The sequence below is a fragment of the Rhizobium sp. 01N447_2 genome, assembly GCF_056399245.1.
Window position 1 is genome coordinate 26,583 of sequence record NZ_JBFTQY010000012.1, and the last position, 14,010, is coordinate 40,592.

Consider the following 14,010-nt stretch of genomic DNA (forward strand, 5'->3'; position numbering starts at 1 on the left):
CGTCATGTTTGTCAGGGTCATCGCAGACGCCGTCATGTCGAGGCTTCTCCTCGTCATCCTGATCCTCATGGTCGGGACGGTCGTGGGCGTCCTGCTGGTGAAACCGTCCGACGACTCTCGAAGCGGGCGCGTCGAGCGCTCTCTCTCTGACCCGTGAGTGCGCGATGAACATTTGGCCCTCCAGGATTGGATTGCCGGGCCGCGTCTCGCAAAAGACCGGAAGCGCGACGGATTCGATGCCCTCCGACCTGTTCGGTTTCATCTGGCTGATGGGAAGGCGTCATCAGGCGTTGATCGCCGGGCTGTCCCTGGTTCTGTTTGTTATCGGCGCGGCGCCTCTCGAACTCCAGCGCCGGATCGTCAATGAGGCGACCCAGCAAGCGTCATACGGGACGCTTCTTTTTCTGGTATCCCTCTATCTCGCGGTGGCAGTGTTGGAGGGCGCGGTAAAATTCACCCTCAATCTCTACAGAAGCTGGGTGGGCGAGAAGGGCACGCTCTGGCTGCGGGCGCGTGTTCTGCATCAGGCCGAGACGCCGCCGTCAGAATCCATGCTCGAGGGCGTCGAGCTGTCGATTGTTCTTGCGGAAGCCGAGCCGGTCGGCGGTTTCGTTGGAACCAGCATCTCCGAGCCGCTGCTGCAGGTCGGCATCCTTGTCACCGTCTGCAGCTACCTGATCTATCTCCAGCCGCTGATGATGCTGGCCGTCGCAGCGACCTTCGCCCCGCAGATTGCGTTCGTCCCGATGATGCAGGCCGCGATCAACCGCCGGGTCGAGGCGAAGGTCGCCATTATGCGCGACGTCAGCGAAGGCATGGTGCATGCGATCGAAGGTGGCCAGGGAGAGGATCCTCAAACTTCGCGCATCGGAGCGATCTTCTCCGCCAACATGGAGATCTACCGCTACAAGTACGCCATGAACTTTCTCATGAATCTCATGGCGCAATTGGGCTATGTCGGCATTTTCGTCCTCGGGGGATATTATGTTGTCACCGGCAAGACCGAGATAGGCACCGTCGTCGCCTTCGTCTCGGGACTGGCGAAGATCGTCGATCCTTGGGGGGCGATCGTGGACTGGTATCGTGACCTCAGAGTGACCCAGGTGAAGTTCCGGCTCATCAGGGACGCCGCGAAGTTCGATGGCGCTGGCAACCACGAAATATGAGTGCATTTTGAGATTCCGCGCTCCCGCGCTGAGCGATCGCGCCTATTTTGAATGGCGCCTTGTTCGAGTGCGAGGCCGACGGCGTGATGTTCGGGGCTGTGAATGGTCCTCCGTTGACAGCGTCGTAAAGTAGAAGATCTTCACGGTCTCGAGAGCTGCTACGTAGAACAAGCTGATACCCAAAAGCACTGTGAGAATTTCGAGGGGGATCGGAACGAAACCAAAAAGCCCGCCGACCGCGGTGTAGGGGATGGTCACTCCCGCGGCACCGACGGCGATCGCCGTGCCGAATAGCAGCGGACTGGGCCGGCTTCTCCAGATCGGACCCGGCGTCCTGATGACGAGCATGGTCGCCAACTGCGTCATGAGCGATTCAACGAACCATGCGGAGCGGAACTCGTCCTGTCCGGCGGAAAACACTGCCAGCAGAACGACGAACGTCGCCAGATCGAAGAGAGAACTTAGCGGCCCGAACCACAGCATGAACCTCTTGATGCGGGAGATGTCCCAACGCTGCGGACGCCGAAGGTCTGCCTGATCGACCTTGTCCGTGGCGATTGCCATCGCCGGCAGATCCGACAGCAGATTGTTTAACAGTATCTGCTTGGCAAGGAGCGGCAGGAATGGCAGCACGAGCGACGCCGCTGCCATACTGATCATGTTGCCGAAGTTGGCGCTGGTCGCGATCGATATGTACTTCATCGTGTTGGTGAAGGTCCTGCGTCCGTCGTCCACGCCTTTCGAAAGGACCGCGAGATCCTGCCGCATCAGGACGACGTCGGCAGCCTCGCGGGCGACGTCGGCCGCGCCGTCCACCGAAATCCCGACGTCCGCCTCGTGAAGGGCGGGCGCATCGTTTATCCCGTCTCCAAGATATCCGACCACGTGTCCGGCCTTGCGGAGGGCTGCCACGATCCGTTCCTTCTGATTTGGGTCGATTTCGACGAACAGGTCGGTTTTCCCCGCACGGCTGAACAGTGCGTCGTTGCTCATGCGGCCGACCTCTTTCCCCGTGAGCATGCGGGAACCGTCGATTCCGATCGACGACGCGAGATGCTGGACGACATATCGGTTGTCTCCCGATATCACCTTGATCCGCACCCCTCGTTCCACGAGGCTTGCTACTATGGCTGAAATGTCGGCCTTCGGGGGATMCGAGAAGAGCAGAAAACCTTTCAGGCAAAGCCCGGATTCGTCTTCCCTCGAGATTGCGGGAGCTGCTTCGGATATGGGCCGGGTGGCGACCGCGAGCGCGCGCATGCCTGCTTCTCCCCATTGCCGGCAGGCATCGTCCAACCGTTTGCGGACATTGTCGTCCAAGGCCACTTCGCGGCCCGCGGTCATGACGGCGGCGCAGACGTCGATCACGTTGGTGGCCGCTCCTTTGCAGATCAACAGCGGCGGACCGCCCCTGACGGCAACGACTACGGATAGGCGCTTGCGCGAGAAATCGTAGGGGATCTCGGCAAGCTTGCGGGCCTCGGAAGAAATCTCCCCCGCTGCGATCGTGGCCGTCACGGCGTCGTCGAGAGGATTCTTCATTCCCGATTGAAACGCTGAATTGAGAAGTGCCAGCCGCCTTACTTCAGGCGAGACGACGCCCTGCGGGTCGACACAACTGTCGAGGCGGATTACGCCCTCGGTGAGTGTCCCCGTCTTGTCGGTGCAGAGCACGTCCATGCTGCCAAGGTTCTCCATTGCATCGAGGCGGCGGACGATCACGCCAGACTTCGACATCGTCCGGGCGCCGCGCGCCAGCGTCACGCTGATGATCGCAGGCAGCAGCTCAGGCGTCAGGCCGACGGCAAGCGCGAGCGAGAAAAGCAGAGAGTCCACGATAGGTCTGTGAAGCAGGAGATTCGCCACAAGGACGACGACGACGATGCAGAGCATGATCCGCGTCATCAGAAATCCGAAATGCCGGACACCTCGCGCGAATTCCGTTTCCGGAATCTGGCGCGCGACGGCGCTGGCGATCCGTGCGAATTCCGTGCGGGGGCCGGTCGCGATCGCAAGCGCAGTCGCAGTGCCGCTCCGAACCGAGGTTCCCGTGAACACGCAGTTGGAACGGTCCGCAAGACCGGCGTCTTTGGTCGAAACGCCGGGCACCTTTGCAACAGGAAAAGTCTCTCCGGTAAGCGTCGCTTCGCTGACGTTTAAATCCTGCGCGACAACGATGACTGCATCGACAGGCACGAGGCTCCCCGCCGAGAGCAGGATCAGGTCGCCCGGCACGATGCCGACTGCGGCCACTATCTTGTCGACGCCGTCGCGGCGGACCTTTGAAGTGAGAGAAATTCGCTGTCGAAGCGCCTCGACCGCTCGTTGCGCGCCATGTTCCTGTAGAAAACCCAGGAGGCAGCTAGCGAGAATGATGATGCCGATGATGATGGCGTCGTGGACTTCGCCGACGCCACCCGCCACGAGCGCTGCGAACACCAGCACGAGCACGAGCGGACTTTTGAACTGGCGCGCGAAGTCTGCCAGCATGCCTCCACGGGTTTCATCGGAAAGAGAGTTCGGTCCGAACCGTCGCACGCGTTCTTCGGCTTGGGCGGTCGTCAGCCCGTCCTGCAGGGACGTGGCGAGGGCAGCGGCGAGCCCCGAGGGCGATCTCGTCCAGTATGCGGGGATCGCGACCTCTAAAGCGGACGAAGGGGGAGGAGAAGGAAGAACGGGGATATCCATGGCGAACTCCGTATGTGATTTCGCCGATTATCGTCTCCGCCGGGGGGACGTCATTGATGGTTGTCAAAGCTTCGTGTTTCGCATCGAAGGTGCCTCCACGTCCACGCCGTTCGAAGCCGGTAAGGTCCCGCCGCTCGATAGCAGCCGAAACCAGTCATACGCCACGGCGGGCACAGTTCGTCAATGTGACATGAGGACGGGCAGAAGAGGCTCTCCCAGGACACCATCGGTTGCTCCGCCCAAGACAAAATCTCGCAGCCTTGAGTGTCCGAATCCTCCCATGACCAGAAGATCGGCGCCCAGTTCCAGCGCTGTCCGCTGAATGCTGAGGCCGATGGATGACGAAGTAAAGCGAGCTGCCGTTGCGCTTGCATTGACGCCGCTCGAAACCAGAATCTCAGCGAGGTGGACTCCGCTTGTCTCCGGAAGCGGTTTTTCGCCCGTCAGAGATAGGACCGAGACCCGCTTGGCCTTGTGAATGAATGGCTTTGCGTCGCTGACGGCCCGAGCGGCCGCTCGGCTTCCGTCCCAGGCAATGACCAGATGGTCGATTGGGCTCGCAAGGGTCTTGTTGGGAAAGATGATGGCTGGCCGGCCGGAGCCGAATATGACCGCTTCGGCGACGATACGGGTATCCGGAACGTCCGCGATACATTCGAGAATAGCCAGATCGAACAAGCGTGCTTCCGTGGCTGCCGTGTCGTGTAACAGAGGGAAGGTGGTTTTGACCGTTCGACAAGTTAATTCAATCTTGGCACTCGATGCGAGGTTGGTCGCCGCTGCAATCAGTGTTGCGGCACGATCGCGGCTCAATGTCTCGGCATGCTCGATCATCTTCGGAGTATCGAGCAGCAACGACGACCATGCGTTGGGGATGTGCGGAATCGCGACTGTTAGCGCACACGCGTGAAGATGCGCGCTATAATACCCAGTAAACGTTACGGCGTTCGAAATGATCAATCCGGAACTTGAATCGGGATATGTTGCCAGCGGGAGAAAATATTGTGCCGTCATGTCCTGCTCCATCTCTCGCGAACCGCCACGATTGCAATCATCTATCTCCATCCGTCTCGACTCGGCATTGATGTAACGCAATCGCCGGCGCTCTGGCCACGGCCCGGCGCCGCGTGCCAGAATTCCGCCTCTCCTTCGAAGAGCCCCACGATAACCGGATGTTCACACAGGCGCCTTTCCAACTGGAAGTCTGCGTAAGTTGATCGTGGTCAAATCCTTGATGGCCGAGATCCGGTATTGAATTCAGGAGGATGTGCCTGTGACAATGGGAGCGCGAAGTGAATTCAACGACCGCCGAAACCACCGGGATGCGGCCGAGACTAGCACGCACGCTAACCCTGTCGCACGCCGTCCTGTACGGTCTTGGCGTCACCATAGGCGCGGGTATTTACGTGCTCGTCAGCGTCGCCGCCGGGCGGGCGGGCATGCATGCACCGCTCGCGTTCCTGGGTGCCGCAGCAGTCATGGGCTTGAGCGCGGCCTCGTTTGCGGAACTCGGCACGCGAATGCCCGTCAGCGCAAGTGAAGCCGCCTATGTCGATAGGGCATTTGGACTGCGATGGTTCACGATCGTGACCGGGTTGCTGGTCATCGTGACGGCGATCATCTCGGCAGCGACGATCAGCGCTGGTAGTGCTGGATATGTAGGCGTCCTCCTTCCGCTTCCTGGATCCTCGATCATCGCCGGCGTCGTGCTGACAATGGCTGCTATTTCATGCCTGGCGACAGCCAGCTCGATCACTTTCGCAGGTGTGATGACGCTCATCGAGGTCGGTGGTCTCCTCCTCATTGTCGGAGCGGGGTTCTCCGAAGGCGTTGGCCTGATCGAACGTCTGCCGGAGGCATGGCCCGGCGGCAATCCCACGGCCTGGGTCGGCGTGTTCGGTACCGCCATGATTGCGGTGTTCTCCTTCATCGGCTTCGAACACCTGGTCAACATTGCCGAAGAGATGAAGACGCCGTCGAAGACTCTGCCTCGCGCGCTCTTCGTGACGTTGGGGCTGACTGCCGTCATCTATGCCGGCGTCACATGGGTCGCTGTGGTCACTGTTCCTCCGGACGAACTGGCAAGCTCGCCCGCGCCGCTCGCACTCGTCTTTGAACGCCTGACGGGCATGCCGCTCGTGACCATGAGTGCGATCGCGATCATCGCGACGTTAAACGGCATCATCGTGCACATGATTATGATCTCTCGGGTGATCTACGGCCTGGTCCAACAGGGAAACCTGCCCCAGGTGCTCGGACGCCTGAACCCTCACACGGGAACGCCGATCGTCGCTACTTTGATCGGGGCCACGGCGATCCTGGTGTTTGCCATCTTCGTACCGCTCGAAGGTCTCGCCAAGCTGACATCGCAGTGTACTTTGGGGCTGTTCACTTTGGTAAACCTGGCGCTGATCCGCATAAAGATGACCGAGACCACAGCGCTGCCTACGGGTGTCTTCATTTGCCCGTTCTGGGTGCCCGTCGCAGGTGTGATCGCGAGTGCCGCGTTGCTCGCGATCGACGTTGCGCTCATCGGTTAATTTCGCAGTTCACTCCGTCAAAATATACTTCGTCTTGGAGACGCGCATGAGCAGACTGCATTCGGAACATCACCTGGTCTCCCGCATCGGCTGGCTACGGGCTGCCGTCCTCGGCGCAAACGATGGAATCGTCTCGACGGCGAGCTTGATCATGGGCGTCGCTACCGCGTCCGCCGGACCCTCGCAGATCCTGGTAGCAGGCGTCGCTGGTCTGGTCGCGGGCGCAATGTCCATGGCGGCCGGCGAATACGTGTCGGTAAGCTCCCAGGCGGATACCGAGGAAGCCGATCTCGCGCGAGAACGGATCGAGTTGGAGACGCAACCCGAAGCTGAGTACGAGGAGCTGACGGAGATCTACGTCAAACGCGGTCTTACCGACGAGCTGGCCAGGCAAGTCGCGATCCAACTGACCGCAAATGATGCTCTCGACGCGCATTCGCGCGACGAACTCGGTATCGTCGAACATATGGCGGCCCGGCCGGTTGAGGCGGCCTTGACGTCGGCCGTCACGTTTGCGGTGGGGGCCGCATTGCCCTTGCTCATGGTCGTACTTTCGCCCGCCTCGGTGCTGATCTATACCGTTGCAACCGCGTCTTTGGCCTTCCTCGCGCTGCTGGGCGCCATCGGTGCGAAAGCGGGCGGCGCCAACGTCTGGAGGGCCACCACGCGCGTCACTTTCTGGGGCGCTTTCGCTATGGCATTGACGGCGGGGATCGGTGCGCTGGTTGGCACCGCAGTCTGACGAGTAACTTTCCGCCCCCTCCTGCACGCTCAGCTTGAGGACGGGGTGAGTTTTTAGGATGTTGCGGTTCTGGTCGCAACGAAAGAGGAGCCGACGCAAGCTCGACCCCTCAGGGCTCGGGGGCCGGAACTCGTAATCGTCAGATCTCGACCAGCACCTCTGCGAGCATCGAGCGGACCCTGCCTGCCAGACTGGTCAGCATTTCGTTGTCGATCGCCTGCATGGATGCGACCGGGTCGATGGCGCTCACCATGACATTGCCGCCATCGACCCCGCGCAGGATGACATTGCACGGCAGCATGGCCCCCACCTTCGGTTCCAGTTTCATCGCCTCGAACGCCATGCGCGGATTGCAGGCTCCGAGGATGAGGTAGTCGTCGATGTCGGCGTCGATCTTCTTTTTCATGGTTGCCTTGACATCGATCTCCGTCAGAACTCCGAAACCGTGCTTGATGAGAGCGGATTTGGTCCTGCCGACCGCATCGTCGAAACTGGTCGCCCAGAGGGTTCTATCGAGCGTGTAGGTCATGAGAAGTCTCCTTTGGGCTCCTATGCAACGGCCGGCAAATGCCCGGCGCCCAATCACATGTCTTGCATGAACGCCTGCATTTCTTCAGGTGTGACCTTGCCGTCATTGTTCGCGTCGACCGCGTCGAAGACGCGTTTGTGGATTGCGGTCAACTCTTCGAAAGAAATTGCGCCGTCCCCATCGGTATCGGCGATGGCGAACATGATCTTCATCATATGACCGCGCATTGGCCCTATCATGCGCATTCCTTCATTCATGTCCGATGACATCATGTTGCGGCCCATCATGCGTGGCATCATTTCCGATCCGTCGGCATCGGGCTTGTCCTCCGACTGGACCGGTTCTGGACTTTTCGTCTGGGCGAAGGCGATGTCCTTGGCACCGACGGCACCGAGCAAGGCCAACATAGCGATCGTTGGCAGTCTGAACATGGACATCCTGAATCTCCTTTAAGTGTTGTCCTCCACGAGTTGGAGCTGCCTTTGAGAATAGGATGCCTACTGGCTTCACACATTGCGCTGGATCAACCACTTGTATGGTTCGGTTCGTCGAGGTCGGACCGATCGCCTTCGCACCGCGCCATGACCGCAACGCCAGCCACCTGCGTCACGAGGAATCGATCCGGCGCTCGATTTTCTCGCCAGCCGACTACTATCTTGGCGAGCCATTCCGCATCGCCGAGCTTCTCGCCAGATTGCACGCAGTCCTGCGCAGATATTCCGGGCACGCCAGTGCGATCCTGTCTTCAGGTCCCGTTTCCATCGATTCCCGCCGACGCGCGGTGATGGTCGACGGGATGCCTCTGGACGTCACGCCTATGGAGTGCAAATGCCTGTCGGTGCTGATGCAGAACCGCGGTCAGGCGGCACGCACTGGATGCACGCTCATACGCTCCAGGAGCAGAACCTGCTCGCCGCTCCGCTGATCGTGCGGACCCCGGACGACCTCAAGCGGGACGAGCAGGAGGTCGTCGTCCTGCTGCGCGAGTTCTCATTCAAATCGCCGGAGGAACTGCTGGCGAAGTTGAAGGGGAGAGCCGCATCCGGCGGCATGGCGATGGACCATGGCGCTATGTCGGGCATCACCGGCATGCAGCATATGATGTCCGGCAAGGGCATGGCGGGCATGACGATGCCGGGAATGGCGGCCATGGACGTCACGACATCGACTATGACGCCTATCTCGCCAACGACCGCACGTTCGACGATCCCGAAATCGTGGCGGTCGACAAACGCGGCCGCGGCCGGCTGCGCATCATAAACGGCGCGACGGCGACCGCATTCACCATCGACACCGGCCCTCTTTCCGGAGAGCTGGTCGCGGTCGACGGTCAGGGTGTCGAACCGATTGGCGGGACTTCCTTCCCGGTCGCCATGGGCCAGCGCGTCGACATTCGTGTGAGCTTGCCCATGGAGGGCGGCGCCTTTCCCGCCCTCGCTCTGCGCGAAGGGGTCGTCGAGCGCGCAGGCGTCATCTTGGCCTCTCCGGAGGCGGTGATTCGAACGCCGCGCGTTTCGGACATCCAGTGAAGCGGCCCCGATACCGTATGTTACAGTTACATACTTGCGCTTTTACAGTGCCCGGCCACGATCGCGGTCGAAGGCAACCCGAGCCTCCTGGTTGGGTGGGGGAGTACTGCCGAAGGGGATTCGATAACTCATCGAACGGTAGGAGTGCGGCAAATGTTGATGAATCGAGATCTACTTCGCTCCGCCGCGAAATGCCGAAGATACCGGTGCAACTATAATCCTTTTTGGTGTGGCGCCGACTTCTTCCTGCCCTAGTACACTTGGACGAGGCCGCCGATTCAGCCCAAAGAGCGACATTTTCTGTTGGAGGTTAAGATGGAAGTTACACGTCGCGCCGTGTCGATCGGCGGTCTGAGTTTGCTTGCCAGTAGCTGTCTCACACCCGCTTACGCCGTCGACGATCCGCTCGTTGATCCTTTCGAGGGGAAAAACGATTTCTGGCTGGCGGTGGAAGCCTATACCTATGGCTATCCGCTGGTTACGATGGAGATGACACGGCGGGTCGTCACCAACGTATCCAAGGTTAAGGGTACCAAGGGCCCCATGGGCCAGATAATCAAGGTACGCGAATATCCAGATGCTTCCTTTACCGATGTCACTGCGCCGAACGCAGACACACTCTATACGACGGCGTTCATCGACGTCGGCAAGGAGCCATGGGTCCTGTCGATACCGGAAATGAAGGATCGCTACTTCCTATTTCCCATGCTCGATGGATGGACAACCGTCTTTCAGGTGCCGGGGAAGCGGACAACCGGTGACGGAGCCCAGACATACGCGATTACCGGTCCGGGATGGCAAGGCAAGCTGCCTGAGGGCGTTACCGAATACAAGTCATCGACAAGTATCGTCTGGATCCTCGGACGCATCTACTGCACCGGAACGCCGGAGGACTACAAGGCGGTTCATGAGGCACAAGACCAATGCAAGCTCGTGCCGCTCAGCAGTTATGGCAAGGACTGGACCCCGCCGCTTGGCAAGGTCGATCACGAGATCGACATGAAGACAGCCGTCCGTGAGCAGGTCAACCGGATGGATGCGGTTGAATACTTCACTTTGTTGAGCGAGTTGCTGAAAACAAATCCGCCCACAAGGGACGACGCAGAGATCGTCGCGAAGATGGCTGAAATCGGGATCGTCCCCGGTCAGGATTTCGACAAAAGCAAGCTCGATGCCCGTTTCATCAAACGGATTCCCGAAGTTGCCTTCGCGCGCATCATGCTGCACTTCAAGTTTAGCAATGGCGATGTCAAGGATATCAACGGCTGGGGCTACACGACCAAGACAGGCATCTATGGAACTGATTACCTGCAGCGTGCGCTGGTCAGCGCGATCGGGCTCGGGGCCAACCGTCCCGAGGATGCGATTTATCCGACGTCGACGAAGTCGAAGGATGGACTTTTCGCCCGAGCCTACAATGGATCGGACAATTATGTCCTGGCCTTTCCCAAGGGAGAGACGCCGCCTGTGAATGGGTTCTGGTCTATTACGATGTACAATGAAAAGTACTTCTTTGTCGACAATCCGATCAATCGCTACTCGATCAGCGCGCGGCAGGACCTGAAGCCCAATTCAGACGGCTCGATCGACATTTACATCCAGAACAAGTCGCCGGGTGCCGACAAGGAAGCAAATTGGCTTCCGGCACCGAAGGGCAAGTTCATCCTGATGATGCGGCTTTACTGGCCCGATGACAGCCCGCCATCGATCTTGGATGGATCCTGGGTCATCCCGTTAGTGAAAAAGGTGGGGTAGTCGACAGCGCCAAGGTTGGTCCCGCCCAAGGCCGGGACTTTAACGTTGAGCCTTCCGTGAGCGCCCCCGAAGCCGCCTATATTCAAAATCGCGTGCGAATGCCGGATGGACGCCCGGCACCGGCGGCAAATCCGGCGCCGTCGTCGCGAGCGCGGATTCCGGGCTTCTCGTCATAGGAGACGATCGCAACCCGCTTGCCCGATTTGTTCGTCCCGGCGGCGGCCTTTTTCAGGACCTGAACCTCGCGATAGGCACACAAGACCTCCGCCATCTTCTGCCCGAACCCGGCATCGCGACGTTCCAGATAGTAGCGCATCTCGTGCGGCTTGATTTCCTCCTGGCCAAGGAGCTTGCTCACCGTGCCCTGAACCAGACGGGCCAGACAAGAATGTCCGGCCCGGTTCGAGTCGCCGAGGTCGGACCGATTGCCTTCGCGCCGCGCCATGACTGCGACGTCAGCCACCTGCGTCGCTGAGGAATGATCGCGGCTGAAGCGACACGGAGGAGCGAGCCGGCTAAGGCGAGAACAAGGTGATCTCAGAGTGCGATCGTGCCTGGCTTTGATCGGTATCAACGTCCACGCCGGTCGAACGCGGTATCCTGACGCCATCAGCCAGCGCCTGATCGTGGTCAGGCCCTCGTGATGATGCCCCGCTCGCAATTCGAAACGTTCAGGAGATCGAGGATGACGTCCCAGAAACAGATTGAAGGAACCTGGTCGGAACCTGTTTTCGTCCAGGTGGGAATGAACGCCCCTGAGGCTGTTGGCGGAGCGAGCGAGGCGCTCGAGTTTCTCGCCAACCGATGGAAAGGCTCGCGTAGAAAACACGCATTCGCGAGAGAGATCTGCGCCGCGGCCGTAAGCGGGCATGTCTCGCAGGAGACCGCGCGCAAGGCTTTCATTCAGGCCGCTGACGAAGCCAGGATGTCCACCTGCGCGCCCAGTGGTCGTTCGTAGACGCTAGGACGAGATCAGCTCGGTCAAGCGAGCAACAAGTCCTTAACCCAGGTGTGTTCCATGGCTTCAGGTCCTACTCGGCCGCGACGCCGATCCAGGTCAATCGGCTCGCTTCCTGCCGGTTATCATCGCTCGGACAAGGTTTTCCTTGTGCTCGATGCTTGCCAGGAGGACGCCTCCGACGTGTAGGCCGACGAGGCCAAGCGTCAAATTGACCAGCAGTTCATGCGCCTCTTCCACCCATTCCACTCCCCAGTAGGCGTCCGTCGTCATCATATACCCGGTTGTGGCAATGCCCGAGATCGCGAGGAGCAGCGCGAACACCATCGCGGCTCCGGCCGGATTGTGGCCGATGTAGCGCTTGGCGCGCATGGCCAGGCTGTCACGTATGAAGCCGAGGGTCGTGATCGGATCGTAGATGAAGTTGGAAAAGCGCGCGTGATGGCTGCCGACGAAGCCCCAGATGATCCGCACGAGCAGGAGACCGACGATGGCGTAGCCAGACAGAATATGCGCCTGCTTCCACTCGTCGCCCGTCAGAAAGGAAAACGCGAACAGGCCCACCAGACCCCAGTGGAACATCCGCACGACCGGATCCCAGACCCTGATCTTTGGCGGCGAGCCAGCGCTCGCCGCATCCGTATCCATCCTGCGCATGATCATTCGCTTTCGTTGCCGACCACTGCGCCGGTCTCGGGGTTGAACAGGGTTTCGACCTTCTTGCCCTTCGTATCGACGGCGTAGACCTCGTAGCAACTGCCCTCCACCTTGACCCGGCGCACCTCGAGGCCCGCGGCCTTGGCCTTTTCCTTGATGCCGTCCTCGCTCAACCACCTGTCCTTGGAAGCCTGCGTGCAATTCTGACCTTCTTCGGCGCGGGCAACGCCGATCGACGCGGTGGCGAGCAGGAGGGTTGCGAACATGATTTTCTTCATTGGTCTTTCTCCATCATCCCAGGAGCGGTTTTGCTCATCTGGTCGGCCTCGAACCTATGGGGCGCGACCTGACGGCGACCTGATCGCGATTGTCAGCTTATTGTCACCTTCGGTAGGATATTCTCCGGCGATGTACCCGACCCGCACGCTCGCGTTCGTCTGCCTTGTTCTTCTGTGGCCGTCGCTTCCGGTAGCGAACGCACATGCCGACGATTTCCCTGGTCGTTCCCGCGAAGCGGATGACCTGCCGTCGCACGAGGACCTTCCTAAACAGGTCCACGAAGGGAAAATCCTGCCTCTGACCGTACTGAAGGCGAAAGTCCTCGCCAAGTCGCCCGGCGAATTGATCGATATCAGTGTCGATCGGCATGACGATCGCATAATCTACGAGTTCCGGATTCTGAGGGGCGGCGGTCAGGTCACCGAGGTGGAAGTGGACGCCGCGTCAGGCAGGATCGTCGAAGTCGAGAACGAATGATGCGCCTGTTGCTTGCCGAAGACGACCCGCTCATCGCCCGTGACGTGGCCGCTCAGCTCACCAAAGCCGGTTTCAATGTCGTCCACGAGACCGACGGAGAAGCCACCCTGTTCGCCGGCGAGCATGAGGACTTCGCCGCCGTCGTCCTTGATCTGGGTCTGCCGAAGATCGACGGCCTAACGATCCTCAAAAACTGGCGGGCGAACGGTCGTGACATGCCGGTCATCATCTTGACGGCGCGCGGCAACTGGGAGGAGCGCGTCGAGGGGATCAACGCTGGCGCCGACGACTATCTTGGTAAGCCATTCCGCATCGCGGAGCTTCTCGCCAGATTGCACGCAGTCCTGCGCAGATATTCTGGCCATGCCAGTGCGGTCCTATCTTCAGGTCCCGTTTCCATCGACCCGCGCCGACGCGCGGTGATGGTCGACGGGATGCCTGTGGATGTCACGCCCATGGAGTACAAATGCCTGTCGGTGCTGATGCAGAACCGCGGTCGCGCGATCTCCCAGCTCGAGCTTACTGAGCAGCTTTACACCCAGGATTTTGAACGGGAGAGCAATTCGGTGGAGGTCCTGATCGGACGGCTGAGAAAGAAGCTTGGAAGGAACGCGATCGTCACGCGCCGAGGCTTCGGATACCAGATAGCATCGGGCGAGGGGACATGAGGTCGCTTCACGGCCGCTTCAT

The 14,010-nt window shown here is 60.1% G+C and carries 15 protein-coding genes and 1 pseudogene; 9 read left to right on the top strand and 7 right to left on the bottom strand.

The features are described from left to right. The first annotated feature begins 4 nt into the window (after positions 1-4). Together AC1ECN_RS09825 and AC1ECN_RS09830 are read left to right on the top strand one after the other, a co-directional pair. On the top strand, positions 5-157 hold the full coding sequence (locus AC1ECN_RS09825; protein ID WP_018073256.1) for a hypothetical protein: 153 nt from the start codon (positions 5-7) through the stop codon (positions 155-157). Between the two features lie 79 nt (positions 158-236). Then, positions 237-1,166 carry an ABC transporter ATP-binding protein gene (locus AC1ECN_RS09830; protein WP_245510259.1) on the top strand — a complete coding sequence of 310 codons (930 nt, stop codon included), beginning with the start codon at positions 237-239 and terminating at the stop codon, positions 1,164-1,166. 42 nt (positions 1,167-1,208) lie between these two features. Here AC1ECN_RS09830 and mgtA read toward each other — a convergent pair whose 3' ends face one another. Both mgtA and AC1ECN_RS09840 read right to left on the bottom strand, forming a co-directional pair. Continuing rightward, entirely contained in the window at positions 1,209-3,854 is a 2,646-nt protein-coding gene (gene mgtA, locus AC1ECN_RS09835) for a magnesium-translocating P-type ATPase (protein WP_477952872.1), read from the bottom strand. 180 nt (positions 3,855-4,034) lie between these two features. After that, positions 4,035-4,919, bottom strand: coding sequence for a universal stress protein (locus AC1ECN_RS09840; RefSeq protein WP_130673512.1), 885 nt, complete (start codon positions 4,917-4,919; stop codon positions 4,035-4,037). A 227-nt stretch (positions 4,920-5,146) separates the two neighbouring features. Between AC1ECN_RS09840 and AC1ECN_RS09845 the strand changes: the two genes are divergently transcribed. Together AC1ECN_RS09845 and AC1ECN_RS09850 are read left to right on the top strand one after the other, a co-directional pair. Beyond that, the gene (locus tag AC1ECN_RS09845) at positions 5,147-6,394 is read left to right on the top strand and encodes an APC family permease (RefSeq protein ID WP_245503360.1); all 1,248 of its coding nucleotides are present in this window, start codon (positions 5,147-5,149) and stop codon (positions 6,392-6,394) included. Positions 6,395-6,440: 46 nt separating this feature from the next. Continuing rightward, positions 6,441-7,136 (top strand): VIT1/CCC1 transporter family protein, encoded by a 696-nt coding sequence (locus AC1ECN_RS09850; RefSeq protein WP_113546157.1) that lies wholly within the window; start codon positions 6,441-6,443, stop codon positions 7,134-7,136. A gap of 139 nt (positions 7,137-7,275) precedes the next feature. Here AC1ECN_RS09850 and AC1ECN_RS09855 read toward each other — a convergent pair whose 3' ends face one another. Both AC1ECN_RS09855 and AC1ECN_RS09860 read right to left on the bottom strand, forming a co-directional pair. Beyond that, entirely contained in the window at positions 7,276-7,665 is a 390-nt protein-coding gene (locus tag AC1ECN_RS09855) for a DUF302 domain-containing protein (protein ID WP_130672420.1), read from the bottom strand. A 53-nt stretch (positions 7,666-7,718) separates the two neighbouring features. Beyond that, positions 7,719-8,102, bottom strand: a complete 384-nt coding sequence (locus AC1ECN_RS09860; protein WP_130672421.1) for an EF-hand domain-containing protein — start codon at positions 8,100-8,102, stop codon at positions 7,719-7,721. A gap of 331 nt (positions 8,103-8,433) precedes the next feature. Here AC1ECN_RS09860 and AC1ECN_RS09865 point away from each other — a divergent pair. After that, a pseudogene (locus AC1ECN_RS09865) lies at positions 8,434-9,182 on the top strand (cupredoxin domain-containing protein); the annotation flags it as partial. Positions 9,183-9,509: 327 nt separating this feature from the next. Next, the gene (locus AC1ECN_RS09870) at positions 9,510-10,949 is read left to right on the top strand and encodes a DUF1254 domain-containing protein (protein WP_130672422.1); all 1,440 of its coding nucleotides are present in this window, start codon (positions 9,510-9,512) and stop codon (positions 10,947-10,949) included. A gap of 82 nt (positions 10,950-11,031) precedes the next feature. Here AC1ECN_RS09870 and AC1ECN_RS09875 read toward each other — a convergent pair whose 3' ends face one another. Further along, positions 11,032-11,394 carry a hypothetical protein gene (locus tag AC1ECN_RS09875; protein WP_477952874.1) on the bottom strand — a complete coding sequence of 121 codons (363 nt, stop codon included), beginning with the start codon at positions 11,392-11,394 and terminating at the stop codon, positions 11,032-11,034. 240 nt (positions 11,395-11,634) lie between these two features. On the opposite strand from AC1ECN_RS09875, the gene AC1ECN_RS09880 reads away from it, so the two are divergent. Continuing rightward, a complete protein-coding gene (locus AC1ECN_RS09880) occupies positions 11,635-11,907 on the top strand; it encodes a DUF982 domain-containing protein (RefSeq protein ID WP_130672424.1) in 273 nt (90 codons plus the stop codon). A 99-nt stretch (positions 11,908-12,006) separates the two neighbouring features. Here the strand turns inward: AC1ECN_RS09880 and AC1ECN_RS09885 are convergent, their stop codons facing one another. Together AC1ECN_RS09885 and AC1ECN_RS09890 are read right to left on the bottom strand one after the other, a co-directional pair. Beyond that, positions 12,007-12,570, bottom strand: coding sequence for a cytochrome b/b6 domain-containing protein (locus tag AC1ECN_RS09885; RefSeq protein ID WP_130672425.1), 564 nt, complete (start codon positions 12,568-12,570; stop codon positions 12,007-12,009). After that, positions 12,567-12,842 carry a PepSY domain-containing protein gene (locus AC1ECN_RS09890; RefSeq protein ID WP_018073264.1) on the bottom strand — a complete coding sequence of 92 codons (276 nt, stop codon included), beginning with the start codon at positions 12,840-12,842 and terminating at the stop codon, positions 12,567-12,569. The genes AC1ECN_RS09885 and AC1ECN_RS09890 overlap by 4 nt, the downstream gene beginning before the upstream one ends. Between AC1ECN_RS09890 and AC1ECN_RS09895 the strand changes: the two genes are divergently transcribed. Continuing rightward, a complete protein-coding gene (locus AC1ECN_RS09895; RefSeq protein ID WP_245488683.1) occupies positions 12,829-13,320 on the top strand; it encodes a PepSY domain-containing protein in 492 nt (163 codons plus the stop codon). The genes AC1ECN_RS09890 and AC1ECN_RS09895 overlap by 14 nt on opposite strands. Further along, positions 13,317-13,988, top strand: coding sequence for a response regulator transcription factor (locus AC1ECN_RS09900; protein ID WP_017965669.1), 672 nt, complete (start codon positions 13,317-13,319; stop codon positions 13,986-13,988). Before AC1ECN_RS09895 ends, AC1ECN_RS09900 begins: the two co-directional genes overlap by 4 nt. Positions 13,989-14,010: the final 22 nt, after the last annotated feature.

Coding starts and splice junctions, on each gene's coding strand:
- AC1ECN_RS09825 (WP_018073256.1), top strand. CDS start 5: ATGTTTGTCAGGGTCATCGCAGACGCCGTCATGTCGAGGCTTCTCCTC.
- AC1ECN_RS09830 (WP_245510259.1), top strand. CDS start 237: ATGCCCTCCGACCTGTTCGGTTTCATCTGGCTGATGGGAAGGCGTCAT.
- AC1ECN_RS09840 (WP_130673512.1), bottom strand. CDS start 4,919: ATGGAGATAGATGATTGCAATCGTGGCGGTTCGCGAGAGATGGAGCAG.
- AC1ECN_RS09850 (WP_113546157.1), top strand. CDS start 6,441: ATGAGCAGACTGCATTCGGAACATCACCTGGTCTCCCGCATCGGCTGG.
- AC1ECN_RS09855 (WP_130672420.1), bottom strand. CDS start 7,665: ATGACCTACACGCTCGATAGAACCCTCTGGGCGACCAGTTTCGACGAT.
- AC1ECN_RS09860 (WP_130672421.1), bottom strand. CDS start 8,102: ATGTCCATGTTCAGACTGCCAACGATCGCTATGTTGGCCTTGCTCGGT.
- AC1ECN_RS09870 (WP_130672422.1), top strand. CDS start 9,510: ATGGAAGTTACACGTCGCGCCGTGTCGATCGGCGGTCTGAGTTTGCTT.
- AC1ECN_RS09875 (WP_477952874.1), bottom strand. CDS start 11,394: ATGGCGCGGCGCGAAGGCAATCGGTCCGACCTCGGCGACTCGAACCGG.
- AC1ECN_RS09880 (WP_130672424.1), top strand. CDS start 11,635: ATGACGTCCCAGAAACAGATTGAAGGAACCTGGTCGGAACCTGTTTTC.
- AC1ECN_RS09885 (WP_130672425.1), bottom strand. CDS start 12,570: ATGATCATGCGCAGGATGGATACGGATGCGGCGAGCGCTGGCTCGCCG.
- AC1ECN_RS09895 (WP_245488683.1), top strand. CDS start 12,829: ATGATTTTCTTCATTGGTCTTTCTCCATCATCCCAGGAGCGGTTTTGC.
- AC1ECN_RS09890 (WP_018073264.1), bottom strand. CDS start 12,842: ATGAAGAAAATCATGTTCGCAACCCTCCTGCTCGCCACCGCGTCGATC.
- AC1ECN_RS09900 (WP_017965669.1), top strand. CDS start 13,317: ATGATGCGCCTGTTGCTTGCCGAAGACGACCCGCTCATCGCCCGTGAC.